This window comes from Rhodococcus jostii NBRC 16295, assembly GCF_001894825.1.
Taxonomy (GTDB): Bacteria; Actinomycetota; Actinomycetes; order Mycobacteriales; family Mycobacteriaceae; genus Rhodococcus_F; species Rhodococcus_F jostii.
The window spans coordinates 22,006-47,349 of sequence record NZ_BCWY01000023.1 but is presented as its reverse complement, the minus strand read 5'-3'; the positions used below and the strand labels follow the sequence as shown (position 1 = coordinate 47,349).

Sequence of the window (25,344 nt, the reverse complement as noted above, 5' to 3'; positions counted from 1 at the left end):
TCGGAGCGGGATGTGCCGTCTGCGAACAGAGCCTTCGCTACATACGCTATATGCACTGATGTAGCGGTACAAGTAGTAATGTAGCGGAATGGTAATTACACGCGCTGGGGATGCCCGGGATCGCTTGCTTCTCGCTGCGGCACAGCTGTTGGAGGAGTCCGTCGATCGGACGGTGAGCACCAGGGCGGTGTGCGAACGGGCCGGTGTGCAGGCCCCGACGCTCTATCACCACTTCGGCAACAAACAGGGTCTCATCGACGCGGTGCTCAACCACGGCTTCACCCAGTTCGTCGCGCCGGCTCATGCGCCGGGCGTCTCCGAAGACCCGCTCGACGACGTGCGTGCAGGGTGGGACCGTCACGTCGAGTTCGGGTTGACCAACCCCACCTTCTACGCCCTGCTCTACGGACGGGTCGAGCCCGGCACACCGTGCAGCATCACCGCGCCCGCGCTGACGATGCTCGTCGAACTGCTCGACGCCGCCGCCCGCGCAGGCGCGTTGGCGGTGCCCCCGCGCGATGCCGCCGCCCAGCTCCTGGCCGCGAATGTGGGAGTCACCTTGGCCCTGATCACCCAGCCCGAAGGGCAGGTCGACCAGGACTTGTCCGGCCGCGTCCGTGAAGCGGCCATCGCGGGGGTTGTCACCCACCCGTCCGAGCCCCGTCGGCCGGGCTCGACCCGCCCGACACCGACCCGGGCGAGTGCCGCAGTCGCACTCCGCGCGCTCGTCGAGGACGACCCCGATGGGCTCAGCCCCGGCGAGTCCGCGCTGCTGCAGGAGCTGCTCGACCGACTCAGCACACGCTGAGGCGGGCACGTCCGACGCAGGGATTCGCCGTGCTCACGGATTCTTCCGCTCCACCACCGATCGCGCCTGGCGGTACTGTCCCGGTCATGACCGTGCGCGTCGACATTTCGCTGCTGCTCGCGTCCGCCCGAATCGGCGTCGGCGTGCTGCTCGTCGCGGCGCCGACTGTCGTGCTGCCGCGGGAGGCCGCCGGTAACGGTACGAACGCCCTGTTGATGCGGACGGTCGGGATCCGCGACCTCGTCCTCGGTGGGGGTGCGGTTGTTGCCCGGACGCGGGGCCGGCGCGACGAGTTCCGCCGGTGGGCGTCGGCCGGACTCGCCAGTGACACCGGCGACCTGCTGGCGGGGATCTGCAGCGCCCGCCTGGTCGGACGGTCCGGCGCGATCAAGGCTGTCGCGGTAGTGGCTCCGTGGGTGGCTGCCGGCGTTGCCGGCCTTGCCGGACCCCGACCGCGCGGCGACTCAGTGCTCTTGTAGCGCCTCGAAATCCGTGGCCGAGTCTCATCCGGGATGGCCACACGGTTGCCCTCTCTGTGATTCAATCTCGCCATGCGCAAGGCACTGCTGGTCGTCGCGTTGATCGCGTGCGGGTCCGTTGTCGGGGCCGTGCCTGCTGGGGCGGCACCGACGCAGCCGTCCTGGTCGGGCGAGTACTCGCTGCAGCGCTTCGCCGCGACGAAGGAAGGTACGAGTTTGGCCGCGCGGCAGTGGGAGCCCGACTTCGCCGATACGTACACATTCGAGACGAGTTGCACGGACGACTCCTGCGTGGCCACCGTGACCGATGGGCCCACGCCCGTCAACCCGACACTGCCGCAACCGCCCCGGTACACCTGGGACGGAACCAGCTGGGTCCACACCTACGACTGGGAGTGGGACTGCTACCAGGGCGAGGGCGTGCCGAAGGTGTGGGCACCGGCGCACTCGGTTGCGTACTACACACCGCAACCCGACGGGACGCTGACCGGTTCCTGGCGTACCGATATCGACAGTGGCCCGTGCGAAGGCTCGGTGATCATGGACGTCGCGGCCTATCCCGTCGCACCGTCTCCCGGACCATTCGGCAGCAGCTCATAGGCGCGGGCTGAGGCCCGAAGCAGTCGGCCGGCCACGTCGATGTCCGACCATCCGAGACCCGAGCACACCGGTTGTATCGACTCGTAGTGAACCGCTGCGAGCCGGTGCCACTCGGCGTCCTAGGCCCGCTCGAGGTGCGTCTGCACTGCGGCCGGCACGGCTGCAGCCAGCTGCCGGCACCCGGTGGCGCAAACCAGCCGAGGTGGCGGATCGGCTTCTGACCTGCACTCTTCGTGCGACCAACGCCTGGTGATGCCGCAGAAGACCCCTGTTGAGCCATGAAACCTTGCGTTGGTGCCATTGCGGTGCCATAGTGGTGCCATGCACTTGATCTCGTATGTGAGCGGCCAACGGACCGCGCAGCGCTTCACCGGTTGGGTGCGCTAGCCCACCGCTTTCCGCCACACCCAGTCCCCGACCTGCGGGGATGTTTCACCTACCCATGAGAAGGGGACAGCCATGCCCAATTTCGAGACACCCGAACCGATTTCCGTCGCGCTCGAGCTCGGCGTCGGCACTGTGCGGATCACCGCGAGCGACCGGACCGACACCACCGTCGACGTGCGTCCGAGCGACGAATCCGACGAGTCGGACGTGCAGGCCGCCCAGCGGGTCCGCGTCGGCTACGAGAACGGCGTGCTCGAGGTCAGGGGACCGAAAGCGCGCGTTTTCGACTTCTCCCGCAAGACCAGGTCGGTGGATGTGTTCATCGACCTGCCCAGCGGTTCGCAGGTGTCCGGCGAGATGCAGATGGGGGACCTCAGCGGCACGGGCCGACTCGGAAACTGCAGGTTCAAGACCTCCACCGGAAACGTCCGGCTCGAGCGGACCGGTCCACTGCGTGTAGACACCGCGGCCGGTGACGTCACCGCGGACGGCGTCGCGGGCAACGCCGAGATCCACACCGGCTCCGGGAAGATCCGCATCGGCGAGACCGAGGGCTCCGTGGTCGTCAGGAACTCCAACGGCGACACCATGATCGACGCGGTCGCCGGCGACGTCCGGGTGCGCTCGGCGAACGGCGACATCTCCGTCGACCGGGCCGGCGCGGGCGTCGAGGCGAAGACGTCCAACGGCCGCATCCGCCTCGGCGAGGTGGCCCGTGGCTCGGTCGAGCTCGGGACCGCGATGGGCGACCTGGAGATCGGCATCGCCGAGGGCACCTCCGCACGGCTGGATGTGCGCACCAAGTTCGGGCGGGTGCACAACCGATTGGACGACACCGCCCGGCCCGAGGCGTCCGACGAAACCGTCGAGGTACGCGCGCACACCTCGTTCGGCGGCATCACGATCCGCCGTTCCTGATCCACTTCTGGCCCTGGAGAAAGAGGAAACCATGACCGTCAAGCAATCTCCGACGACCGCCACGCGAGGAAACCCGATGAGTCGCACGGTTCCCATCCCGCAGGGCCTCCCCATGGAGCGCGATGCGGGCCCCTTCGACCCGCCCCGCCGAATCACCCGGCTGCGCGATGCTCGCCCCGTCAGTCCCATGGTCTTCCCCGACGGTCACGAGGGCTGGATCGTCACCGGCTACGACGCGGTCCGCCAGCTCATGGCCGACACCCGGTTCAGCTCCCGCCAGGACCTCGGCATTCTCCACGTGCCGTACGAGACCCCCGGCATGCCCGCCGCCACCGAGCCGTCCCCGCAGGTGCCGGGCCTGTTCATCGCCATGGACCCGCCGGACCACACCCGGCTGCGGCGCAAGCTCACCGGCGCCTTCACCGTCAGACGCATGAAGCAACTCGAAGAGCACATCATCGACATCGCCGAGCGGCAACTGGACGAGATGGCGCGCCTGACCCCGCCGGTCGACCTTGTCAAGGAATTCGCGCTGCCTGTGCCCTCGCTGGTGATCTGCGAACTGCTCGGTGTTCCTTACGCGGACCGGGAGAACTTCCAGGTCAACACCGCCAAGTTCCTTGTCAAGGACCAGTCGCTCGACGAGAAGATTGCCGCGTACGGCGCACTGGCCGCGTATCTGGCCGAACTCGTGACGCAGAAACGCGCCGCGCCCGGCGAGGACATATTGTCCGACCTGGCCCGCCAGGACGACCTCACCATCGAGGAGCTCACCGGCATCGCATTCCTGCTGCTGCTCGCGGGCCACGAGACCACCGCAAACATGCTGGCACTGGGCACCTTTGCACTCCTGGAGCACCCCGAGCAGCTGGCCGAACTGCGCGCCGACCCGGATCTGATGCCCGATGCCGTCGAGGAACTCATGCGCTACCTGTCCGTTGCCGACATCTTCTATCGCTACGCGACGGAGGACATCGAACTCGGCGGTGAAACGATCGGCAAGGGATCGACCGTCGTCGTCTCATTACTGGCCGCCAACCGCGACCCCCGGCGCTTCGACGACCCCGACACCGTGGACATCCGCCGCAAAGCCCGCGGTCACCTGACCTTCGGCCACGGCGTCCATCTGTGCCTGGGCCAGCAACTGGCCCGCATCGAGATGCGCGCCGGTTTCGAGGGACTGCTGCGTCGCTTCCCGACCCTCGAGCTCGCCATCCCCGCCGGAGACGTGAAACTCAAGACCGACATGAATATCTATGGCGTCCACGAACTTCCGGTCACCTGGACGGAAGCTGCCAGGTGAACTGAATGGGACCGCACCCGGCGGGTGCGGTCCCATTCGACAGCCGCACGAGACACCGGAGCGTCATTGACCCGCGCGCTGAGCCTCCACGAAGCGCCGACCCGGCGTCGGGTCGACGCCGAAGCTCTCGGCGTAGCGCTCGTGAACTTTCTCCCACGCGTCCCACTCGTGCGCCTCGGCTTCGGAGAGGAACCCACCGGCGAGATGAGGCTCGAGCCGCGAGAAGTAGGTCTCCCAGCCGGCTGCGGTCTGCGCTGCGAGCGTGCGGTCTGTGAAGACGTGGATGAAGATCAACCGACAGCCATCTTCGTGAGCGGACAGATCGAAGCTGTACTGCTCGCCGCCGAAGGTCCACGCCAGGCGATGGGGTGCATCGACCTCGGTGACCTCGCCGGTCGCGCCATAAGCCTCGAAGGTCTCTCCCGTCGCCGGTGTCCAGTCGGCGGCTGCGGGAAACCAGCGCTCGAGCTCTGCCGGCTCGCTGACCGCCCTCCACACGCGCTCCACCGAGTGGGCGACCGTGCGCTCGAAGCGCAGCGCTGGGCGCCCGTCGATCGTCTCCAGGGTTCCGTCTGTCATGGGTTCTCCTCCAGGTGTCGTTCGAGCGCGTCGAGGCGATTCGACCAGTACGTGCGGTAGGGCTCCAGCCACTGGTCGACCTCGGCAAGGGGTTCCGGGCTCAGCGCGTACAGACGCTGCTTGCCGTTCGCGCGCACCACGACCAGCCCGGCCTCGCGCAACACCTTGAGGTGCTTGGACACGCCGGGCTGGCTCAGCGCGATGCGCTTCACCAGGTCTCCGGCGGGCCGCTCACCATCACGCAGCAGGTCGAGAATCTGCCTGCGGTGCGGCTCGGCCAGGGCGGCGTAGGCGCTCATGCCGTCATATTACCAGTTGGTGATATGAGCGACAACCGATGAGTTTCGCGCGCTCATGCTGTCTATACGGAATGAGATCGGGCTCGACACGAAGGAGCGCACCCATGGTCATCGTCGCGGGACACATCACGGTCGAACCGCAGCAGCGCGAGCCCTACCTCGCGGGCTGCGTGAGCGTCGTCGAACAGGCTCGGCGTGCAGCCGGCTGCCTCGACTTCGCCATCACCGCCGACCTGATCGATCCCTGCCGCATCAACATCTTCGAACGCTGGGAGTCGCAAGCGGCGGTCGACACTTTCCGCAGCAGCGGTCCCAGTGACGAGCAAAGCACTGCAATGCTTTCGGCCTCGGTCGCGGAGTACGACATCGCCGACGTGCGGTCGTTGTCCGGGGACAGCACGGCATGAAGCACGTGACGTAGGCGCCGAATGAAGGGCGGGCGCGATACCCTGCGTCTGTGGCCGGCAACGCAAGCCTTCGAATCACACGCCTGCGAACTCTGATCGAGCATCCTCGCACCGGCGACCGAACTTATGGCGCGAGGCACGATCGCGTCGGCCGACATGCGGGTCTGTCGCGTATCGCGGACATGATCCGCGACGACATCGCGCTCGCGCGAGTGGTGTTCTCGACGCCGACTCTGCCCGGACAGCTCGCGGTGTCCGATCCGATCGGTGATGCACCTCCTGGAATCACCTACGCGGTCGAGACGCCACACGATGCAGGCATCGTCATCACCATCGACGGCGTCCCTCCGGATTGGGGATGGGTGCCGGAAGGCGGCATCGAGACCGTCAGCCCAGCACTTCGAGCGCTGGCGGACGAACTGGCGGAACTCATGAACGGATACAACCGCGACGGCACGGATATCGACAGGCGGTTCTTCGGAAGTGTTCGCGTGCGCGGCGAAACCCTGGTGTGGTGAATGTGGAGAACGTTCCGCTGAGACTGTGAGGAGTCCACGTGACACGTGAGGGAAGTATTCGGATCGGCAACCGGACTGTCACTTATCTCGAAGCCGGCGACCCGGGCGGACCACTCGTTCTGCACAACCACGGGGGACCCTCGAGCAGGCTGGAGGCCGAACTGTTCGATGCTTCTGCCAAGGCACGTGGATTGCGATTCGTCTGCGCGGATCGGCCGGGGATAGGCGGGTCCGATCTTCAGCCGGGCCGCACCTTCGAGAGCTGGACCGAAGATCTTCTGCTGCTGGCCGACTCCTTCGGCGCACACCGATTCGCGGTAACCGGCTGGTCGGAGGGCGGACCTTGGGCTCTGGCCGCCGCCGCGTATCTCGATCCCGCGCGCCTCGCCAACGTCGTGTGCATCGCCGGTGGCAACTACGGAACGTTCGGATCGAACTGGGCCGCGGAGTATCTCAGTAGCGTGGATGCACTGGGCGGTCGCCTGGCGCTTCACTTCCACCCGGGTTTCACCCTCATGTACGAGATACTCGGCATGAGCGCCAAGCACTTCGAGGATCGCTACGCGAAGGCGATCACGCAGTCGGCGTGCCCCGCGGATCAGGAGGTGCTGGCCGACGAGAAGGTCCGCGAGGTGTTTCTCGGGGCAGCGCGAGAGTGTTTTCGGCATGGCGCGGACGGACTCGTCGTCGACGCCACGATGCTCTACAAGGCGTGGCCGTTCGACATGACCAGAGTGGAGCGCCCGGTTCATTTCTGGCAGGGTAGCGCTGACACCCTGGTGCCCGAGGTCATCAACAAGACCGTGGCGGACAAGACCCCGGGAGCTGTCTGGCACCCGATCAGTGGTGGTGGTCATTTCATCGCCCTCAGTCACGCGAACGACATTCTCGCGCTGGTAGCGAACGATCTTGCACCAGAGCGGAACTGAATTCAACGATCGGTCGTCACTTGCCGCAACGATGCGTCCAGACTCCGCATCAGCTCTCCCACCCGGCCGCCACCACCCGGGGCGGTGGGGTAACGCGTCAGCACGCTCACCACGACGGGGCCGGCCAGACCTCCTGTCTTCTCGATGTAGTCGGCGCCGACGTCACGGTCGTCGCCGGCATCGAGCTCGATTGCGCGAGCCGTGTGGGCGGCCGCTCCGAGGATGTGCTTGACCTGGTGCGCCTTCGCCAGCGGGTGCAGGTACGCAGCTCCTCCCGCGTGGCCGGCGGCGCGAGCCGCGTCGACTGCGGCTTCACATTCCCTCTCGCGAGCTGTCCGTGCTGCCCGGTGCGCCGCCAACGCGGTCACGCGTAGCGTCTTCGTCCGGTTGCCCCCAGCGGCGAATCTGCGCGCCTCGTCGAGCACAGCTCGTGGGCGCGGATCATCCGGACAGTCGCGCTCGAAGATCGCCACAGCGGGCTCGGCGCAGGCCACGGCATAGGCCGTGATCTCGCGCAGTTCAGCCATGCTGAGTTCGATCATCAAAATTCGTTTGCCCTATGCCGGCTCGACTTTGGCGACCGCCTCGCGAGTGAGTTCGGTCAGTTTTGCAACGTTCTCGGGTGTGGCCGGGTAGCCGGCCGAGGTTACGCCGACCACGTAGTCGCCTGCGAGCGCGCCGTATCCTATGTGCGTGTCAGCTCCCTGAGTTACCACGCCGGCGAATGCCTTGTCGCCGACATCGGGTGGAGCTGGTAGCGGCGCAAAACCCTGGACGACTTCGCTTTTGCCGATCGCTTCCTCGAATGCGGTCGAGGCTGCGTCGGAGCTGGGATATTGATCAACCGAAATAGTTACCCTTCTGCCCTCACTCCCTTCGTAGATCACCATTCTCGTCGCTTCGGGGGTGCCGGAAGCATTCGGGTTTTCACTCGTCGTGGCCTGGTCATCTACCTCGGGAAAGTAGTTCTGCACCACGTCCGACGCGACCAGAACATCCTCCGGCAACAGGTTCGTCGCGGATGTCGTCACGTCCTGCTGCGATTCGGCATCGGATTGTGTGGATTGTTGTCCACACCCGGCCGCCAGCAAAACTCCCACCGAGATGATCGAGAAGAGGGCGACAGACGCGCGCCCGCCGATCCTTCGCACGCGGTACCGCTTCGTTGACTGCTCCACGCTCGACACCCCTGTTACTCGTGGCGATGTTCATGACACTGTCTCATTGTCGCCGTTCGGGAGGCTCTCGACAATCGTCGCGCGTCATTCGGTGGCGGAAGCCGGGAGCGGTAGGTACGCCTCGATGTATGACGCGACATCGAGGCCTTCGGTCGCGCCGACGACAGCCTGCAGTGCGCTGATCACCACGAAACCGTCGCGGACCAGCGCCGAGTCGGTGCCGCTCCCGAGGCGTTCGGTGTTGGCGTAGCGCAGCAGTCGCACGGTGTCGGGGGACTTCTCGAACGTCAGCCCGAGCAGTCCGCGAGAGCACCGAGGTCGACATCCGGAACATTGACATTCAGTACCGTCCGCGGAGCGCTGTGCGCGACCATCCACCGGGTGACGGCGACGGCGACCTTGCTCGCGGTGTCGAAACGGTGCTCCGGCGGAAACCCGCAACTGACCGCCAGCCCGCGCACACCCAGCGTGGCGGCGGTCAGAGCGCACCGTTCTCCCACGCCGCCTTCGTCAGTCGCGAGATCGGCATCCCCTGCATCGTCTCCGCCACCGATGCCACGAAGAGGATCCCCGACGGCGCTCTCGTCGAGGTCGACGGCACCACCGGCACCGTCACGGTCATCCAGACCGCGGACTGACACCCGAACCCGACCGCATCGGGGAGCTGGCTGTTACCGCTCGATCACCGACACCGTGTTGTCGGTGAGGTTGACGACGTAGGCGGTGTGGCTGTTCGGGTCCACCGCGACACCTTGCGGACCGTCCCGCACCGGGACTGTGTCGGTGACGGTGCGGGTCTCGGTGTCGATCATCGAGACGGTGGCGTCGCCGAAATTGGTGACGTACACCGTGTGCGCCGACGGATCGACGGTCGCTCCGTAGGGTTGATTCCCGACCTGGAGTGTGTCTGTGACGGTGCGGGTTTCGAGGTCGACCACGGACACCGAACCGTCGTCCGCATTCGGGACGTACGCCGTCCGGGCCGCGGGATCGATCGCGGCATCGTGGGGACTCTTACCTGCCGCGATCGTGTCCGTGACGGTGAGCGTGCCCGCGTCGATCACCGACACGCCGCCCCCTTCCCCCGTGTTCGCGACGTACAGCGAATGCGTGGACGGATCGACGCCCATGCCCCCGGGTTGATTCCCGACCCTGATCGTGGCGGTGACGGTCCTTGTGTCGGCGTCGATCACGGACACCGTGTCGGCGTCGACGTTGGCGACGTAGACGGTGTGGGTGACCGGATCCCATTCGATTCCCTGCGGTCCGGCGCCGACGGCGATGGTGCCCGTGACCGCTCGGGATCCGATGTCGACCACCGACACCGCACCCTCGGTCAGGCTCGTCACGTACGCGGTGTGGGTGGACGGATCGACCGCCACCCCACCCGGTGCCCGACCGACCCCGATGGTGCTGACGCGCTCGTCGGCGTCGATCACCGACAGCGAATCGTCGCCACTGCTCGTGACGTAGGCGGTGCCGGTGGACCCGTCGACCGTCACATCCAGGAGCGGGCCCTGCCCGGCACCCACCGTGGCGGTGACCGTGGGCCGACCCGGCGGAGCGTCGTCGACGGCGCTGTCGCTGCCCGACCGACCGCACGCCCCCACGCTCAGAAACGTCACGACCACGGCAATCCAGGCCGTCCGCCTGCCGCGCACACCACGAACCCCGACCATTGCGTCCACGACTTCTCCCCGTCGACTCGGATCACCCAGTGGACATTTTGTCACCGATGACGCACCGCGCACCAGCGCAGCGACGAGGCCGCGCCGGTGGCGATTCCACACTGGCGATGACGTTCCGATCCGGCTGCGGTCAAACCGGCAGTTGGAATGCGCGGATCGCGTTCTCGCGCAGGAACGCCGACCGGGTGTGCTCGTCGAGTTCGAGTTTGTCGAGCCCGGACAGGCAGTCGGGCGCCGGCCAGGCGGGGTGGTTGGAGCCGAACAGCACCTTGTGCCTGCCGTGCCCGCGGAGATAATCGACGATCTCGGCCGGATAGCGCGACACCTTGTACGCGGAGGTGTCGATGTAGACGTTCGGGTATTTCGTGGCCAGGGAAATGGCCTCGCCCGTCCAGGGCACACCGATGTGGCCGGCGATGATCCGCAGTTCGGGGAACTCGAGAGCCACATGGTCGAGGTACGGGATCGGACGACCGGGTTCGGAGGGACACAGGGGGCCGGTGTGGCCGATCTGGGTGCAGAAGGCGATGTCGAGGTCGCAGCATGCTGCGTACAGCGGGTAGTACCGGCGGTCATCGGGAGGCAGATCCCACAGCCACGGCAGGACCCGCAGTGCGCACGCGCCGTATTCCTCTACGCACCAACGTAATTCTCGCACTGCCTGCATCGGCCGATGGAGGTCGACGGACGCGACCATGACGAACCGGTCCGGGTGGCGTTTGACGATGTCGCCGACCTCCTCGTTGCCGATCAGCGGTCCGGTGGGGCCGTGCCAGGCGCTGATGAGGCCCATCTCGACACCGGCTTCGTCCATGCGGTCGAGGGTCCACGACAGCGGTGGTTCGGCCTGTGGAATGGATCCCTTCGACCATCGTCGCAGCGAATCCAGGAACGGCATGTCGAGCCATCGCTGGGTCGGGTGCTGCATCCAGGCGTCAATCGTATTGGTCATCATCTCGTCCCTTGAACTGTCGAGGCGACGTCCGAACATGCCAGACCGGTGTCGCCGGTTCCCTTGCCCTCCATGTCCCGGTGCCGGGTTTCGGGCAGGGCGAGGGCGCAGGCGAAGCTGAGCAGGCCGAACCCGGCGAGCATCCACCCGACCGCGGTGCTGCCGTGGCGGGAGGTCAGTTCCGCGGCGAGCATGGGTGCGGTGCCGCCGCCGATGACTCCGGCGATGGCGTAGGCCATCCCGGCGCCGGTGTAGCGGTATTCGGTGTGGAACATCTCCGGCAGCAGAGCGCCCGCGGGCCCATAGGAGACGCCCATGATGACCAGGGCGAGGGTCAGGCCGGCGAGGAACGCGACCGGGGAGCCGGTGTCGAGAAGGGGGAAGAGCACAAGCCCACCGGGGACGGCCACGATGCAGGAGGAGAGCACCAGCTTACGGCGGCCGATTCGGTCGGAGTAGACGGCGGACAAGGTGATTGCCGCGCAGAAGGCGGCTGCGGCGATCAGGCCGAGAGAGAGCACGGTGGTGCGGCTCAGACCGAGGGCTGCGGTGCCGTACGAGGTGAGGTACGCCGTGCCGATGTAGAAGAACGCGAACATCATTGCCAAGGAGCCCGCGGCGAGGAGCAGCTCACGGGGCTGGTTCTTGAAGACGCCGAGGAGCGGGCCTGCGCCGGAGCGGCGGGTCTGCGTGTGGGTCGCCTGCCGGGCGAACATCGGTGTCTCCTCGACCTTCAGCCGAACGTAGAGGCCGATCAGCACGAGGAGGGCGCTGGCGATGAAGGGGATCCGCCAGCCGTAGTCGAGGAACGCCTGGGAGGTCTCACCGACGAAGAGGTTGACCACCAGGAAGGTGCCGTTGGACAGTGCGAAGGCCAGCGATGGCCCCAACTGTGGGAACACCGCGTACAGCCCCCGTTTGCCGGTGGGGGCGTATTCGGTGGCCAGCAGGGTCGCACCCGCCCATTCACCGCCGACGGCAAGTCCTTGCGCGATCCGCAGCGCGATCAGCGCGAGCGGCGCGGCCACGCCGATCGTGCCGGCGCTCGGCAGCAGTCCGATGAGCACGGTACTGATGCCCATCAGCAGCAAGGTGCTGACGAGGGTCTTCTTGCGGCCGATCCGATCGCCGAAGTGGCCGAAGATCGCGGCTCCGAGGGGGCGGGCCACGAACGCGACGGCGAATGTGGCGAAGGAGGCGACGGTGCCGGCGGCCGGACCGAGGGCAGGGAAGAAGACCTTCGGGAAGACCAGGGCTGCCGCGGTGCCGTAGATGAAGAAGTCGTAGAACTCGATGGTGGTGCCGGTGCAGCTTGCAATGGCGACGCGATGCATCGGGGTGGTCGGTGGGCTCGTCACCGGATCGACGGTTCGTGACATCGTGGATCTCCTGCTCGATGGGCCCATCCGCCCGCTGGCGGAGGGGCTGAGGTACGACGAGCAGTGTGAGCGCCGTTACAGCGGGTGCGACACCCCCTAAAGTGGGTTAGATTCCCGGGCAACTACTTTCGTGGGTGCCGACGGGGCGCGCCGGGGCGCGACGCCACTGGCGGGGAGAGGTCAGCGGAGAAGGCCGCGCTCGCGGGCGGCGAGGATTGCCTGCACGCGGTTGCTCGCGTGCAGTGTGCGCATGGCGCTCTTGAGGTAGGACTTGACCGTGTTGGGCAGCAATCCGAGGGCCTCGGCGATCTCACGGTTGCTCAGACCGCGTGCGACGTGCTCGAGCACGTCGATCTCGCGGGGCCGGAGCAGTGTGGGCGGTTCCTGGGATCCGTCGGCCCCCAGCACGGGTGCAAACCGGCTCCCGACGGCCTCCACTTTGGCGCGCAGGATTTCGTCGTCGATCTGGCCGGCCAGGTTCGTCAGTTCCTGAGCGATGTCGTGCAGGTCTGCACGACTGAGTGCCGGCCTGTCGGCATCGGCAGTGGTGCGCATGAGGCTCAGCCGCCGCCGGACTTCGTCCTCGACCGCGATGTCGCGCTCGAGTCGCCGGACCAGCGGGGTGAAACTGTCGAACCAGCGGTCACCCAGGCGCACGTGGGTGCGGGCCGCGAGGTAGATCAGGATCCGGGGTGTGCGGTCGACGATGATCGGTAGCGCTGCCAGGGTCTCGATGGCCTCCGGTCGCACGGCGTGGTCGTAGACGTGCGTGATGCCCTGTGCCGAGATGTAGTCGGCCACCGAGACCGGGCGGGCGAGCATCAGGGCCTTGCCGCCGAGTCCCTCACCGTTGCGGACCACGAGGTTGACCGCCGAGCGGGTGCGGACCCCGGTCAGGTCGGTGATCTCCATCGCGGCTGCCCCGTGATGCACCGGCCCGCCGAACACCATGTCCATTCCGGCGTGCTTGCGGAGAGTCTCCAGCGAGCGCGCGAGGATGCGCCGTTCGATCGGCGTATCGGTTTCGAAAGACAAGGTCACATCGGCCTCCAACTGAACATCTGATATCGAGGCTAGTGAGTGCCGTCACACCGTGGCAACGTCGTACCCCACAAGGGGGGTACGACGCCCCCGGACCTACCTTCGGGGGTCCCGCTCGTTCGTTTCCCGGGTCACATTTCTCCTCGAGAATGGAGGAGCGCACATGAACAGCAGGCTGAGTCATACGATCGGTCCGACCGAGCGGCCGTTGCTCGAGATGACGATCGGCGACAACTTCGACCGGATCGTCTCGAGGTTTCCCGACCGAGAGGCGGTGGTCGATGTACCCACCGGGCAGCGGTGGACGTACACCACGCTGCGTGCAGACGTGAATGCAGTGGCCTCGGCGCTGCTCGAGGACGGAATTGCTCCCGGCGATCGGATCGGGATCTGGGCGCCGAACTGCGCGGAGTGGGTGATCGTGCAGCACGCAGCGGCGAAAGTGGGGGCGATCCTGGTCAACCTCAATCCCGCCTACCGCTCCCACGAGCTCGAATACGTGGTCACACAGTCGGGGATCCGGCTGATGTTCGCAGCCCCGTCCTTCAAGACCTCCGACTACGAGGCGATGGTCGCAGAGGTATCGCCCCGGTGCCCGGGGCTCGATCAGGTGATAATTTTCGGCAGCGACGAGTGGGCTTCACTCCTGATCCGCGGAGATCAGGCCTCATCGGAACGGCTCACCGAGGTGCAGGCGAGCCTGTCTCCGGACGACCCGATCAACATTCAGTACACGTCGGGGACCACCGGGTTCCCGAAGGGCGTCACCCTCTCGCATCGCAACATCCTCAACAACGGGTTCTTCGTCGGCGAGCTGCTCGGCTACACCGAGCAGGACCGGATCTGTGTGCCGGTGCCGTTCTACCACTGCTTCGGCATGGTCATGGGCAACCTCGGAGCGAGCACGCACGGCGCCTGTGTCGTCATTCCGTCACCGTCGTTCGACCCGGTCGCCACGCTGACAGCCTGTGCGCAGGAGCGGTGCACGTCGATATACGGAGTGCCGACGATGTTCATCAGCATGCTCAACGTTCCTGATTTCGACTCCTACGACCTGTCGTCGGTACGCACCGGCGCCATGGCGGGTTCACCGTGCCCGGTGGAGATCATGAAGCAGGTCACCGCGTGGGTCCCGGAGGTGGCGATCGCCTACGGGATGACCGAGACCTCCCCTGCCTCCACCCAGACCTGGGTCGACGACTCCCTGGACCGCCGGGTGTCCACCGTCGGTCGCGCGCACCCCCACGTGGAGGTCAAGGTCGTCGACCCGGCGACCGGCGAGACCGTGCCACGAGGGACATCCGGCGAGCTGTGCATCCGCGGCTACTCGGTGATGCTCGGCTACTGGAACGAACCCGGCAAGACCGCCGAGGCCCTCGACGCCGGCGGCTGGATCCACAGCGGCGACCTCGCGGTCATGGACGCGGACGGGTTCGTCGCCATCACCGGGCGCATCAAGGACATGGTGATCCGGGGAGGAGAGAACATCTACCCACGGGAGATCGAGGAGTTCCTCTACACCCATCCCGACATCCTCGACGCGCAGGTGATCGGTGTACCCGACGCCAAATACGGTGAAGAGCTGATGGTCTGGCTGCGACTGCGCGCGGGCGTCGAACCGATCGACGTCGCCGGCCTCCGAGAATTCTGCGAGGGCCGACTCGCGCGCTACAAGATCCCGCGCTACGTGCACTGCGTCGACCAGTTCCCGATGACGGTCAGCGGGAAGGTCCGCAAGGTGGAGATGCGCGAGCGAGCCCTTCAGATCCTCGGCCTGTAGGCCCGAACACGCCGATACTCGAACAACATTGACGACAATCTGTACGGAGGAACTTGTATGAGCTGGACTATCGAACGGCGCGGTCGCGTCGCTGTGGTGACGATGAACACCAACCCGGTCAATGCGCAGAACCGCGCCTTCTTCGCCGACCTGCACGAAGCGTTCGATCGACTCGAACGCGAGCACCCGGACTCCCCGGTGGTGCTGACCGGTACCGGCGCCCGGTTCTCGGCGGGACTCGATCTCGGAGAACACTTTCCGCTGTTCGCCGGGGACGAGGCGGCGGTCGCGTCCTGGTTCCAGGACTACCGGGCGACGAACATGCGATTGTTCACCTATCCGCGGCCGACGGTGGCCGCGGTGAACGGGCACGCCTTCGCCGGCGGCCTCATCACCGCCGCCGTGTGTGACCGCCGGGTCGCCGTCCCCGACGGGGCCCGGTTCGGGATCAACGAGGTGCCGATCGGAATCCCGATGCCCGCGGTATATCTGCGGATGCTGGCCTACGCCTGGGGAGAACCCGTGGCGTCCCGCACGTGCCTGCAGGGCGAGATCTTCACCTCGGCCGAGGCGCACACCATGGGCATCGTCCACGAACTGGTGCCGGCGGAGAAACTGCTCGACCGGGCCGTCGCCGTCGCCGAACTGACCCCCGAGGACTGCATCGAGAACTACGCCTACACCAAGCGGGCCCTGCAGGCGCCGGCCCTGCGCGACATCGCGGACCTGTCCGACCCGCTCGACCGGAGGGAACTGGCCGCCGGCATGACGAGCGAGCCGTCCCGGCGCGCCCACCGTCGGTACTGGGAGCAGCTCAAGGGCCGTCCCGCGGAGTGGTGAGCAGGGTGGACAGCGGCACCAACGAGCGGTTGCCGGCCTGGGTGATCTGGCGGCAGAGGCCATTTCCCGATGCCAACCTGCTTCTGAGGTCCGTACCCCGGGCCACACCCCCGGCCACCTGGCGTTGTGGCGGCCGGAGGAGCGACTACTGGTGGTCGGGGATGCACTGTCCGACTACGACGTCGGCTGGGTCAACAGTGCGCTCGACGGGCCCGACGCGACTGTCACGGCCCTGCAGTCTCTGCACCGGCTGACCGACCTTCGGCCGCGAGTGCTGCTGCCCGCGCACGGCCCGATTCCCGCCGACCCCGACGCAGCACTGGCCAGTGCACGGCGTCGGGCCCAACGTCTCGTCGACGACCCGGACGGAGCAGTATGGTATGGCTTCCGCCGAATCTTCGCTTTCGCGTTGATGATTCGCGACGGCATTCTCGTCGACGAGGTCGAGGCCTACCTGCACGCGCGCGCGTGGCTGACCGACGCCGCACGGTTGTTGCGCCTGACCCCGAGTCGTTCGCCGCCGAACTGGTCGACACGATGGTGCGCGGCGGCGGCGTCGTCGTGCGGAGTGGCCGACTGCATGCTGCCGCCGAGTACACGCCGGTCACGCCGGGATCGATGCGGGTGCCGTTCCCGCGGGCGTGGCCGTCGCAGGCGTCTGCAGGTTCACATTGCCCGTAAACTGCCGCTGGTTGCCGGCTTCTATCCGATCACCCGCTCGAACAGCAACACCACACCGAGCACGATCATCGCGGCACCGGAAATCCAGGTCACCACCCGTGCTGCGGCAGGCCGCGCGCGCAGCACCAGCCGCGCGCCTGTCCCCACCCCCGTGTACACCACCGCACAACTTGCCGTGTGCACCACACCCAACAGCACGATCTGCACCGCGAGCGGCCACCGCCCGCCCGTGTCGGTGAACTGCGGCAGCAGCGCCAAGAACAGCAAAAACACCTTCGGGTTCAGCCCACTGATCCCCAAACCCTTGACCGCCTGCCGCACCCACGATTCCGGTGCCTGCTCCATCCCGGCCTGCGGCGGCACCGACGGCTTCACGAGCGTCGCGATCCCGAGCCACACCAGATACGCCGCCCCGACCGCCGTCAACGCGGTCAGTACCAGCGGCGACCGGGCCACCAACGCCGCGACTCCGGCCGCCACCACCGCGGTCATCAGCAGATGACCCGTCAACAGCCCACCCACTGCGGGCGCCACGGTGCGATGACGCAGTCCCGCTGCGATCGCGTACGCCCAATCCGCCCCCGGCGTCAGAACGAACAGGAATGACACCGCCCAGAACGCCGCAACGGTACCGATCGCCATGAATCTCACTCATCCTTCACGCTCCCGGAACACCAGCTCACCTGGCGGTTCCCACAAGAAAGATTAGGAAGATCGACGGAGAATACGTTGCCAAAGATTCCATCATCGGCAGGACATTGGGGGAAAATCTTCCACATGGACACCGTGGACAGGAAGATTCTTGCTGAGCTCCAACGAGATGGTCGGCTTTCCGTCACCGAACTCGCCGACCGGGTCCGACTCAGCATCTCGCCCTGTCACCGCCGGTTACGCGCGTTGGAGAGCTCCGGCGCGATCAGCGGTTACCGTGCCCAGCTCGACGCCCGCGCACTGGGCCTCACCTTCGAGGCGCTCGTCTTCGTCACGATGCGTGCCGCCGACCGCGACACCATCGAGGCCTTCGAACGGGCCGTCGCCGCGATTCCCCACGTCCTGCAAGCACAACGACTGTTCGGTGACCCCGACTACCTCCTGCGGGTCATCACCCGTGACCTCCCCGGCTTCCAGACGCTCTACGACGAATCTCTCGCCACCCTCCCCGGCGTCCAACGCCTCAGCTCCACCCTCGTCATGAAGAGCGTGGCCGACAACCGTCCCCTGCCCCTGTAGGACTTCCAGGTAATGCCAGGACCTCCCACGTCCTTCGGATCGGTCCTACGCTGATTCGGTGGACAATCGCAGCGAAATCCGTGCGTTCCTGACGTCGCGTCGGGCGAAGATCACGCCTGAGCAGGCGGGTCTTCCCGCCTATGGCGGTAACCGGCGGGTGGCCGGGCTGCGCCGCGAAGAGGTGGCGCTGCTGGCCGGTGTGAGCATCGACTACTACATCCGGCTCGAGCGCGGGAATCTGAGCGGTGTCTCCGAGAGCGTCCTGGACGCGCTGGTCGGGGCGTTGCAACTCGACGAGGCCGAGCGCGAGCACCTGTTCGACCTCGCCCGGACCGCCGGAACCACCTCACGCTCCCGGCGACGGCCCACCCAGCAGCGTGTCCGTCCCGCCGTGCAGCGGATCCTCGACGCCATGACCGGCGCGCCCGCCTTCGTGCGCAACGGCCGCCTCGACGTGCTCGCCGCGAACACGCTCGGTCGTGCCCTCTACTCACCGATGTACGAGGACCCCCGGCGACCGGTCAACATGGCCCGGTTCATGTTCCTCGGCCCGCGTTCACACGACTTCTGGATCGAATGGGACAGGGCCGCCCACGACACCGTCGCGATCCTCCGGACGCAGGCCGGCCGCGACCCCTACGACAAGGACCTCACCGACCTGATCGGCGAGCTGTCGACCCGGAGCGAGCACTTCCGCACCCTCTGGGCCGCGCACAACGTCCGTCTCCACCGCACCGGGGTCAAACACCTGCATCACCCGGTGGTGGGCGACCTGGACCTGTCGTACGAAGTCCTCGAATTACCCGCGGACACCGGTCTGACCATGCTCACCTACAGCGCCGAAGCCGGGACGCGCTCCAAGGAGGGCCTGGACCTCCTGGCCAGCTGGGCCGCCACCCTCGAGCAGTCGGCTCCGATTCACGCACCCGAATCGCCCTGATAGCCCGACTGCGATTCCACCACCCACGCCGCGATCTGCGCCCGTGAGTTGAACCCCAACTTCGTCAGGAGATGTTCGACGTGCCCCTGCGCGGTGCGGGGTGAGATCACCAGTCGCGCGGCAATCTCCTTGTTTGTCAGTCCCTCGGCGATCAGTCCGGCCACCTCACGCTCGCGCTTCGTCGGTGTGGGCGACGAACCGGCAGAGGTCGCCGAGGGCGAAATCTGCTCGCCCAGAGCGAAGGCGACGGCTTCGTCGAACCCGAGCGCCTCGCCCTTTCGGTGGGCCGCGGCGAACGCCTGCGCACCCAGAGCCTGCCGGGTCGTGCGGTCGCACTCGTCCTGGTACACGCTCAGTCCGGGCACCAACACCGCCGAACTCCCGACCGACCGGGTGAGCTTCTCAGCGGCACCCATCAACACGACCGCGCGCTGCATGCTCTGCTCCTCGGCGGCGATCCACGCGAGTGTCTGCAGGCACACACTGGCATTGAGCCGGTCATTCACCCGGCGATCGAGCTGGAGCGCCTGCCCGACCAGCCGCACCGCGCGCCTTCCGTCCCCGAGCCGCCACACCGCAACAGCCAACGCCCACAGCGAATACGACCGATACACCGACTCGCCGTGCGCTTCGGTGATCGCGAGAACACGCTCATGACATTCGATGGCCCGTTCCGTATCGTTCAACAGGTCGTGCACCATGCCGAGACCCACGATCGCGGCGACCTCGAAGACGTCGTTGCGGTCTCTGAACCCCTGGACGGCCTTCTCGAGATGTGTGCGCGCGTGGGGAAGACGCCCCGCGAACAGAGCCGCATATCCGACAGTGTGCTCGATGTGCGCGCGCACCAGCGGGTCGGTCGTCTGCGCGGCGAGCGTCTGCGCTTCCTCCGCCACAGCATCCGACACCCGAATGTCGCCCTGCACCCCGGCCAGCACACTGCCGGCATAGAGCGCCTTGACGCGATCGGCCGTAGGCTCCGCAGGCTGTCGAGCAAAGATGCGGTCCAGCCACCGCCGCCCCTCGCCGAACAGACCCCGGGACAGCCAGAACGGATAGAGGGCGGCAGCGATCCGCAGCCCTATCTCGGGACTGTCGGACACGCAGAACTCCAGCGCCTCACGGATATTCGGCTGTTCCCGCCCCAGCCTGGCGATCAACGCGAGCTGACGAGAACCGATCCATTCGGATTCCGCCTCGACCGCGAGCCGCTCCACCCAGTCACGGTGCCGGCGGCGAAGTTCGGGGTACTCGCCACTCTTCTGCGCCTTCTCCCGCCCGTAGGCGCGCACCGTCTCGAGCATCCGGAACCGCACCGCGGAACCCGACTCCTCCCTCGTGAGGATCGACTTGTCCACGAGGAACGTCACCGTGTCGAGGATATCCTCGGCTGTCAGGTCGCAGACCTGCTCGGCCGCCTCGAGTTCGAAACTGCCCGCGAACACCGACAGCTGCGCCCACATTCGTTGTTCCGTAGGCGTACACAGGTCGTAACTCCAGTCGATACACATCCGCAACGTCTGCTGTCGCGACGGCGCATCCCTGCTGCCGCGGGTCAGCAGCACGTAGCGGTCGGTCAGCCGCCGTAGTATCTGTTCGGGCGTCATCGCACGAAGCCGGGCCGCCGCCAATTCGATCGGCAAGGGCAGCCCGTCCAGCCGCTGACAGATGCGGGCGATGGTGGCCTTGTTGTCCTCGGTGAGCTCGAACCCGGGGACGGCGGCGACGCCCCGTTCGGCGAACAAGGTCACCGCGTCGTTGCGGGGCAGACCTTTCGGCAGATTGTCGGGATCCGGGACGGGCAAGGGCGGGATCAGCAGCGCCGTTTCCCCACCGATTCCGAGCGGTTCGCGACTCGTCGCGAGAATCCGCAACCGGGGGCACACGCGAAGCAGGATTTCGGCGAGCTTCGCGGCCGCCACCACCACCTGCTCGCAATTGTCGAGCACCAGCAACAGCTCACGCGGGGCGAGGAACTCGACGAGCACCTCGTGCGAGGGTCGCGCCGACTGGTCTCGTACGCCCAGTGCGGCCGCCACCACTCCCGCCAACAGCGAATCGTCGAGCAGCTCACCGAGTTCCACCAACGTCACACCATCCGGGAATTGGCGTTGCACCTTGGCGGCCGCACGCAGAGCGAGCCGGGTCTTCCCCACCCCGCCGATTCCGGTCAACGTCACCAGCCGCGACGTCGACAACAAGTTCGTCGCCTCCGCCAGTTCCGACCGCCGGTCCACGAAGCTGGTCAACTCCAGCGGAAGCCCGCCCGTTCGACCCGACACCGCCGGTGCCCACGACGGCCGGCGCCACGCGCCGTCCTCTGCAGGACCCGCGCCCGCGCCGGACGTTTCTCCCTGCACTGCACCCGGTTCCGGATGCATCGCCATCTCGTCGACCGGGAAGCCGTGGTGACGTTGGGACTCGCGCAGTTGCCGGCCCAGTTCCACCGAGGAGGGGCGGGCCCCGGGTTCGGCGGACATGGCTCGTTCGATGACCGCGCTCACGTCCTCGGGAACGCCGTGCTCGCGGGGGTTCGGAATCGGCTCGGACGTGATCCTCAAAAACTGCGCCATCAGTTGCTCACCACTTCGGCGCTCGAACGCCGCGTGACCGGTGATCGCCGCGAACAAGGTGGCACCGAGACCATAGACATCGGCAGCCGGGCTCGGAGGCTCGCCCGCCACCACCTCGGGAGCGGTGAATGCCGGCGACCCCGTCACGATCCCGGCCGCGGTCACGAACCCACCGACGATGTGAGCGATCCCGAAATCCGTCAGAGCAGGCTCCCCGTAGTCGGTGAGCAGAATGTTCCCGGGCTTGACGTCGCGGTGGAGGATCCCGAGACGGTGCGCCGTCTCCAGGGCGCCCGCCATCTTCACCCCGAGCCGCAACGCCTCGTCCACCGGGAGCGGCCCGTGCCGCCGGATCCGCTCGTCGAGAGATCCCTGGGCGTGATACGGCATGACGATGAACGGCCGACCGTTCTCGGTGACACCGGCATGGAGAACATCGACGATGTTGGGATGACCGGTCAGCCGACCGCCCGCACGCTGCTCCCGCAGGAACCGTGCCCGGTTCTCCTCGTCGAGGTCTGCGGTGAGGACCTTCACCGCGACCGTGCGGTCGAGTGCACCCTGGGTGCAGCGGTACACCACCCCGAACCCGCCGCGCCCGATCTCCTGCGCGTCCTCGAATCCGGCCGCCGCCAACTCCGCCGTGACCGAACCGGACACGTCGCTTTGGGTCGCGAACGGATCGACATCAGGCATCGACTGATCGATCCATCCCACTCGAGGCACTGCCGACGAATGCCACCTGCTCACCTCTCGACGATGTACCCACACTATCGCCGACCGCCCCTTCGATGGCCGACTTGCGACCTACGGTCCGGTCAGTTCGAGCGAGCGGAGTTCCCCATCGGTGCGACGGATTACGTGGTATCCAAACTGGACATTCACCCAATTCCCGGTCGGAACATTTTCGCCCCGCCCCTGAATAACTCGGCATGTCGCCGGGTACCCGACATCCACGCTGCACGCGGGGTCGGCGGCCCCAGTGGCAGCCAGGTCCCCTGACCGGTCCCCCTCGGCCGGGTGGCCGTCTGCCGCTCGTGCCCGAGGAGCCCCCCTCTTCCCCGGCCACGGGCGGCGGTGCGGGCGGAATACGATGACAGTCAACCGAACTGACATCCGGTTGTCGGTCAGTCTCTCGATCAGTTGTGACTGTGCAGAGGCGTTCCCGCGAGAGCGAGGTGTGCCTCGCCGAGTGCTTCGGCCTGGGTGGGGTGCGCGTGGACGAGTGCCGCGACTTCCTCGGGGTACGCGCCCCAGTTGACGATCAGTTGCGCTTCACCGACGAGTTCGCTCACGCGTTCTCCGACCATGTGGACCCCGACCACCGGCCCCTGCGTGGCTCCGGCGCGCACGAGTTTGACGCCGCCGGTGGTCCCGAGAATCTGGCTCTTGCCGTTGCCGGCCAGGTCGTAGACGACGGTGCTGACGTCGCCGTGGCGCTCGCGGGCCTGATCCTCGGTGAGCCCGACCGAGGCGACCTCGGGGTTCGAGTACGTCACGCGGGGAATTCCTTTGTCGTCCAACGAGGTCGGGTGGCGCCCGGCGATGGTGTCGGCGACGAAGATGCCCTGCTGGAATCCGCGATGCGCGAGTTGCGGTCCGGCAACGATGTCGCCGACCGCGTACACGTCCGGCTGTGCGGTGCGCAGGGAGTCGTCGACCGTGACGAAACCGCGGGGGTCCGTGTCGATGCCGTTCTCGGTGAGTCCGATGTCGGCAGTGCGGGGACCGCGGCCGACCGCGACCAGCATCAGGTCGGCCTCGATCGTGTCGCCCGACTCCACGGTGACGCTGACCGTGGAGTCGTCCTGGACGGCCTTCGCGAATCGCGTGCCCGTCATGATGGTGATGCCCCGCTTGCGGAGTGCCCGGGTGAGTTGCTTCGAGGCCCACTCGTCCTCGGAGGCGATGAGCCGGGGCAGCGCTTCGACGATCGTGACGTCTGCGCCCAGGGAGGCCCAGATGCCGGCGAACTCGACGCCGATGACACCCCCGCCGAGCACGACGACGCGCTTCGGAAGCTCGGGAAACGTCAACGCTTCGTCGCTCGTGAGGATTCGGCCGCCGATCTCGAGTCCGGGCAGGCTCCGAACCTGTGAGCCGGTCGCGAGGACGAGGGACGTTCCGGTGATCGTGCGGTCGCCGACGTGGACTGTGCGGCCGCCGCCGTAGCGCCCGGTGCCGTGGACCACCTCGATCTCGTGGCTCCGCACCAGTCCCTGCAGGCCCTTGTAGAGGCGTTCGACGATCGAGTTCTTGTACGCGTGCACTCCGCCGAGGTCGATCCCGTCCAATGTCGCGCCGATCCCGAAGGACGACGCGTGCGTGACGGTGTCGGCGACCTCGGCGGCGTGCACGAGCGCCTTGGTGGGGATGCACCCACGGTGCAGGCAGGTGCCGCCGACCTTGTCCTCCTCGATAAGGGTGACGGTCTTGCCCAACTGCGCGGCGCGGAAGGCGCAGGCGTACCCGCCGGATCCACCGCCGAGAATCAGGACGTCCGGTTGGTCGGGCATGGGGGAACTCCCTCGGTCGGGCACGTCATGGAACGTGCCGGAAAGGTCGAATGGCAGGGTTTCAGCTGAGTGCGATCAACGTCAGCGGATCGGCCAGGATCTGAGCAATGGTCGCCAGGAACGTCGATCCCTGTTCGCCGTCGACCAGTCGATGGTCGAACGACAAGCTCAGTGTGGTGACCGACCGCAACGCGATCTCGCCCTGGTATTCCCACGGCTGCCTGCGGATGGCCCCGAAGCAGAGAATCGCCGCCTCGCCGGGGTTGAGAATGGGTGTGCCCGAGTCGACTCCGAAGACACCGACATTGGTGATCGTGATCGTGCCGTCGGCCAGGTCGGCCGGTCCGGTCTTCCCGTCCTTGGCCGTGGTCGTCAGATCCGACAGCGCGAGCGCGAGGTCGCGCAGGCCGAGGGTGTGCGCATTCTTGATGTTCGGCACCATCAGTCCGCGCGGGGTGGCGGCCGCGATGCCGAGGTTCACGAAGCGTTTGAGGGCGATCTCCTGGGCGTCGTCGTCCCAGAACGAATTCAGGGTCGGGTTGGTGCGCAGCGCCACGAGCAGGGCCTTGGCCACCAGGGTCAGTGGGGTCAGCCGCACGTCGGTGAAGTGCTTCGTATCGCGTAGCTGCGTCAGGAGGTCGAGTGTCGGGGTGACGTCCACCGTGACGAACTCGGTGACGTGTGGCGCGGAGAACGCGCTGCGGACCATCGCCGCGGCGGTGTGCTTGCGGACGCCCTTGATCGGGATCCGTTCCTCGTCGCCGTCCGCCGGCTGGACGGGAGCCGCCGGTGGTGTCACCGGGGTGGTGCGGTGGCGCTCGAGGTCGTCGCGGGTGACGTCACCGTTGACCCCGGTTGCCTCCACATCGACGAGGTCGACTCCGTGTTGCCTCGCGGCGAAGCGGACGGGGGGAGATGCCAGGGGACGTGCCGGGTTCGGCGCAGGCGCGTCGTCGACCCGGGTTCCCGCCACCGGACGTCGCTGCCGGCGTCGGCTCGTGGTCTCCTCGGCCACGCCGTAGCCGACCAGAACGGGGGTCCGCTCGGCCGGGGTCTGCGCAGAATCTTCGTCGGCGACCGCGACGTCGATGAAGGGGCTGCCGACGTCGATGGTCGTCCCCTCCTCGGCGTGCAGCGCGACGACCGTTCCGGCATAGGGCGAGGGCAACTCCACGGACGCCTTCGCCGTCTCGACCTCGGCGATGATCTGGTTGAGCGTGACGGTGTCACCGACCCCGACCAGCCAGGTCAGCAGCTCGGCGTCGGTGAGACCCTCACCGAGGTCGGGCAGCAGGAATGTCTTGACAGTGGGCATGGAA

General features: G+C 67.0%; 27 protein-coding genes and 2 pseudogenes. 15 read left to right on the top strand and 14 right to left on the bottom strand.

The annotated features are described in order from the left end of the window. The first annotated feature begins 88 nt into the window (after window positions 1–88). The 5 genes from RJ1_RS16585 (at window position 89) to RJ1_RS16565 (ending at window position 4,495) form a co-directional block, all read left to right on the top strand. Window positions 89–808: a TetR/AcrR family transcriptional regulator gene (locus RJ1_RS16585; RefSeq protein ID WP_073361632.1), complete on the top strand. Its 720-nt coding sequence runs from the start codon at window positions 89–91 to the stop codon at window positions 806–808. 86 nt (window positions 809–894) lie between these two features. Continuing rightward, the gene (locus RJ1_RS16580) at window positions 895–1,287 is read left to right on the top strand and encodes a hypothetical protein (protein ID WP_073361630.1); all 393 of its coding nucleotides are present in this window, start codon (window positions 895–897) and stop codon (window positions 1,285–1,287) included. A 72-nt stretch (window positions 1,288–1,359) separates the two neighbouring features. After that, a complete protein-coding gene (locus tag RJ1_RS16575; RefSeq protein WP_073361628.1) occupies window positions 1,360–1,887 on the top strand; it encodes an Rv2253 family sensor-like surface protein in 528 nt (175 codons plus the stop codon). A 459-nt stretch (window positions 1,888–2,346) separates the two neighbouring features. After that, window positions 2,347–3,192, top strand: coding sequence for a DUF4097 family beta strand repeat-containing protein (locus tag RJ1_RS16570; RefSeq protein ID WP_073361626.1), 846 nt, complete (start codon window positions 2,347–2,349; stop codon window positions 3,190–3,192). A 76-nt stretch (window positions 3,193–3,268) separates the two neighbouring features. Then, on the top strand, window positions 3,269–4,495 hold the full coding sequence (locus RJ1_RS16565) for a cytochrome P450 (protein WP_073361775.1): 1,227 nt from the start codon (window positions 3,269–3,271) through the stop codon (window positions 4,493–4,495). Window positions 4,496–4,558: 63 nt separating this feature from the next. Here the strand turns inward: RJ1_RS16565 and RJ1_RS16560 are convergent, their stop codons facing one another. Both RJ1_RS16560 and RJ1_RS16555 read right to left on the bottom strand, forming a co-directional pair. Then, the gene (locus RJ1_RS16560) at window positions 4,559–5,074 is read right to left on the bottom strand and encodes an SRPBCC domain-containing protein (RefSeq protein WP_073361624.1); all 516 of its coding nucleotides are present in this window, start codon (window positions 5,072–5,074) and stop codon (window positions 4,559–4,561) included. Further along, window positions 5,071–5,373 (bottom strand): ArsR/SmtB family transcription factor, encoded by a 303-nt coding sequence (locus RJ1_RS16555; protein ID WP_073361622.1) that lies wholly within the window; start codon window positions 5,371–5,373, stop codon window positions 5,071–5,073. Before RJ1_RS16555 ends, RJ1_RS16560 begins: the two co-directional genes overlap by 4 nt. A 104-nt stretch (window positions 5,374–5,477) precedes the next feature. Between RJ1_RS16555 and RJ1_RS16550 the strand changes: the two genes are divergently transcribed. The 3 genes from RJ1_RS16550 (at window position 5,478) to RJ1_RS16540 (ending at window position 7,227) form a co-directional block, all read left to right on the top strand. Beyond that, window positions 5,478–5,780, top strand: a complete 303-nt coding sequence (locus RJ1_RS16550) for a putative quinol monooxygenase (RefSeq protein ID WP_073361620.1) — start codon at window positions 5,478–5,480, stop codon at window positions 5,778–5,780. A 182-nt stretch (window positions 5,781–5,962) separates the two neighbouring features. Next, window positions 5,963–6,298 (top strand): hypothetical protein, encoded by a 336-nt coding sequence (locus tag RJ1_RS16545; RefSeq protein ID WP_240319850.1) that lies wholly within the window; start codon window positions 5,963–5,965, stop codon window positions 6,296–6,298. A 38-nt stretch (window positions 6,299–6,336) separates the two neighbouring features. Continuing rightward, a complete protein-coding gene (locus RJ1_RS16540; RefSeq protein WP_073361616.1) occupies window positions 6,337–7,227 on the top strand; it encodes an alpha/beta fold hydrolase in 891 nt (296 codons plus the stop codon). Between the two features lie 2 nt (window positions 7,228–7,229). On the opposite strand, the gene RJ1_RS16535 is transcribed toward RJ1_RS16540, so the two are convergent. The 4 genes from RJ1_RS16535 to RJ1_RS45895 form a co-directional block, all read right to left on the bottom strand. Beyond that, window positions 7,230–7,769 (bottom strand): putative immunity protein, encoded by a 540-nt coding sequence (locus RJ1_RS16535; RefSeq protein WP_073361614.1) that lies wholly within the window; start codon window positions 7,767–7,769, stop codon window positions 7,230–7,232. 15 nt (window positions 7,770–7,784) lie between these two features. After that, window positions 7,785–8,405 (bottom strand): hypothetical protein, encoded by a 621-nt coding sequence (locus RJ1_RS16530; protein WP_073361773.1) that lies wholly within the window; start codon window positions 8,403–8,405, stop codon window positions 7,785–7,787. Window positions 8,406–8,489: 84 nt separating this feature from the next. Then, window positions 8,490–8,669 carry a hypothetical protein gene (locus tag RJ1_RS16525; protein WP_073361612.1) on the bottom strand — a complete coding sequence of 60 codons (180 nt, stop codon included), beginning with the start codon at window positions 8,667–8,669 and terminating at the stop codon, window positions 8,490–8,492. A 23-nt stretch (window positions 8,670–8,692) separates the two neighbouring features. After that, window positions 8,693–8,866 (bottom strand): SurE domain-containing protein, encoded by a 174-nt coding sequence (locus RJ1_RS45895; protein WP_240319851.1) that lies wholly within the window; start codon window positions 8,864–8,866, stop codon window positions 8,693–8,695. Between the two features lie 24 nt (window positions 8,867–8,890). Here RJ1_RS45895 and RJ1_RS16515 point away from each other — a divergent pair. Then, window positions 8,891–9,043, top strand: a pseudogene (locus RJ1_RS16515) (PEP-utilizing enzyme); the annotation flags it as partial. Between the two features lie 33 nt (window positions 9,044–9,076). Here the strand turns inward: RJ1_RS16515 and RJ1_RS16510 are convergent. The 4 genes from RJ1_RS16510 to RJ1_RS16495 all read right to left on the bottom strand — a co-directional run bounded on the left by RJ1_RS16510 (window position 9,077) and on the right by RJ1_RS16495 (window position 13,465). Continuing rightward, window positions 9,077–10,084, bottom strand: coding sequence for a beta-propeller fold lactonase family protein (locus tag RJ1_RS16510; RefSeq protein WP_073361610.1), 1,008 nt, complete (start codon window positions 10,082–10,084; stop codon window positions 9,077–9,079). 139 nt (window positions 10,085–10,223) lie between these two features. After that, window positions 10,224–11,045, bottom strand: a complete 822-nt coding sequence (locus RJ1_RS16505) for an amidohydrolase family protein (protein WP_073361608.1) — start codon at window positions 11,043–11,045, stop codon at window positions 10,224–10,226. Next, window positions 11,045–12,424, bottom strand: a complete 1,380-nt coding sequence (locus RJ1_RS16500) for an MFS transporter (RefSeq protein WP_083400585.1) — start codon at window positions 12,422–12,424, stop codon at window positions 11,045–11,047. The genes RJ1_RS16505 and RJ1_RS16500 overlap by 1 nt, the downstream gene beginning before the upstream one ends. A gap of 180 nt (window positions 12,425–12,604) precedes the next feature. After that, complete coding sequence (locus tag RJ1_RS16495; protein ID WP_073361771.1) at window positions 12,605–13,465, bottom strand: helix-turn-helix transcriptional regulator; 861 nt, start codon at window positions 13,463–13,465, stop codon at window positions 12,605–12,607. Between the two features lie 163 nt (window positions 13,466–13,628). On the opposite strand from RJ1_RS16495, the gene RJ1_RS16490 reads away from it, so the two are divergent. The 4 genes and pseudogenes from RJ1_RS16490 to RJ1_RS47285 all read left to right on the top strand — a co-directional run bounded on the left by RJ1_RS16490 (window position 13,629) and on the right by RJ1_RS47285 (window position 16,766). Further along, window positions 13,629–15,245, top strand: a complete 1,617-nt coding sequence (locus RJ1_RS16490; protein WP_073361606.1) for an AMP-binding protein — start codon at window positions 13,629–13,631, stop codon at window positions 15,243–15,245. 57 nt (window positions 15,246–15,302) lie between these two features. Beyond that, window positions 15,303–16,085: an enoyl-CoA hydratase/isomerase family protein gene (locus RJ1_RS16485; RefSeq protein ID WP_073361604.1), complete on the top strand. Its 783-nt coding sequence runs from the start codon at window positions 15,303–15,305 to the stop codon at window positions 16,083–16,085. A 37-nt stretch (window positions 16,086–16,122) separates the two neighbouring features. Further along, a pseudogene (locus RJ1_RS48840) lies at window positions 16,123–16,362 on the top strand (MBL fold metallo-hydrolase); the annotation flags it as partial. Between the two features lie 191 nt (window positions 16,363–16,553). Next, window positions 16,554–16,766, top strand: coding sequence for a hypothetical protein (locus RJ1_RS47285; RefSeq protein ID WP_205415368.1), 213 nt, complete (start codon window positions 16,554–16,556; stop codon window positions 16,764–16,766). A 21-nt stretch (window positions 16,767–16,787) separates the two neighbouring features. On the opposite strand, the gene RJ1_RS16475 is transcribed toward RJ1_RS47285, so the two are convergent. Next, entirely contained in the window at window positions 16,788–17,408 is a 621-nt protein-coding gene (locus RJ1_RS16475) for a LysE family translocator (protein WP_073361602.1), read from the bottom strand. A 135-nt stretch (window positions 17,409–17,543) separates the two neighbouring features. Between RJ1_RS16475 and RJ1_RS16470 the strand changes: the two genes are divergently transcribed. Beyond that, window positions 17,544–17,996, top strand: coding sequence for an Lrp/AsnC family transcriptional regulator (locus tag RJ1_RS16470; protein ID WP_073361600.1), 453 nt, complete (start codon window positions 17,544–17,546; stop codon window positions 17,994–17,996). A 58-nt stretch (window positions 17,997–18,054) separates the two neighbouring features. Continuing rightward, window positions 18,055–18,936 (top strand): helix-turn-helix transcriptional regulator, encoded by an 882-nt coding sequence (locus tag RJ1_RS16465; protein ID WP_073361598.1) that lies wholly within the window; start codon window positions 18,055–18,057, stop codon window positions 18,934–18,936. Here RJ1_RS16465 and RJ1_RS16460 read toward each other — a convergent pair. The 3 genes from RJ1_RS16460 to RJ1_RS16450 all read right to left on the bottom strand — a co-directional run bounded on the left by RJ1_RS16460 (window position 18,915) and on the right by RJ1_RS16450 (window position 25,340). Next, on the bottom strand, window positions 18,915–22,205 hold the full coding sequence (locus RJ1_RS16460) for a protein kinase domain-containing protein (RefSeq protein WP_073361596.1): 3,291 nt from the start codon (window positions 22,203–22,205) through the stop codon (window positions 18,915–18,917). The genes RJ1_RS16465 and RJ1_RS16460 overlap by 22 nt on opposite strands. Window positions 22,206–22,648: 443 nt before the next feature. Then, on the bottom strand, window positions 22,649–24,025 hold the full coding sequence (lpdA, locus tag RJ1_RS16455) for a dihydrolipoyl dehydrogenase (protein ID WP_073361594.1): 1,377 nt from the start codon (window positions 24,023–24,025) through the stop codon (window positions 22,649–22,651). 61 nt (window positions 24,026–24,086) lie between these two features. Then, on the bottom strand, window positions 24,087–25,340 hold the full coding sequence (locus RJ1_RS16450) for a dihydrolipoamide acetyltransferase family protein (RefSeq protein WP_073361592.1): 1,254 nt from the start codon (window positions 25,338–25,340) through the stop codon (window positions 24,087–24,089). Between the last annotated feature and the right edge of the window lie 4 nt (window positions 25,341–25,344).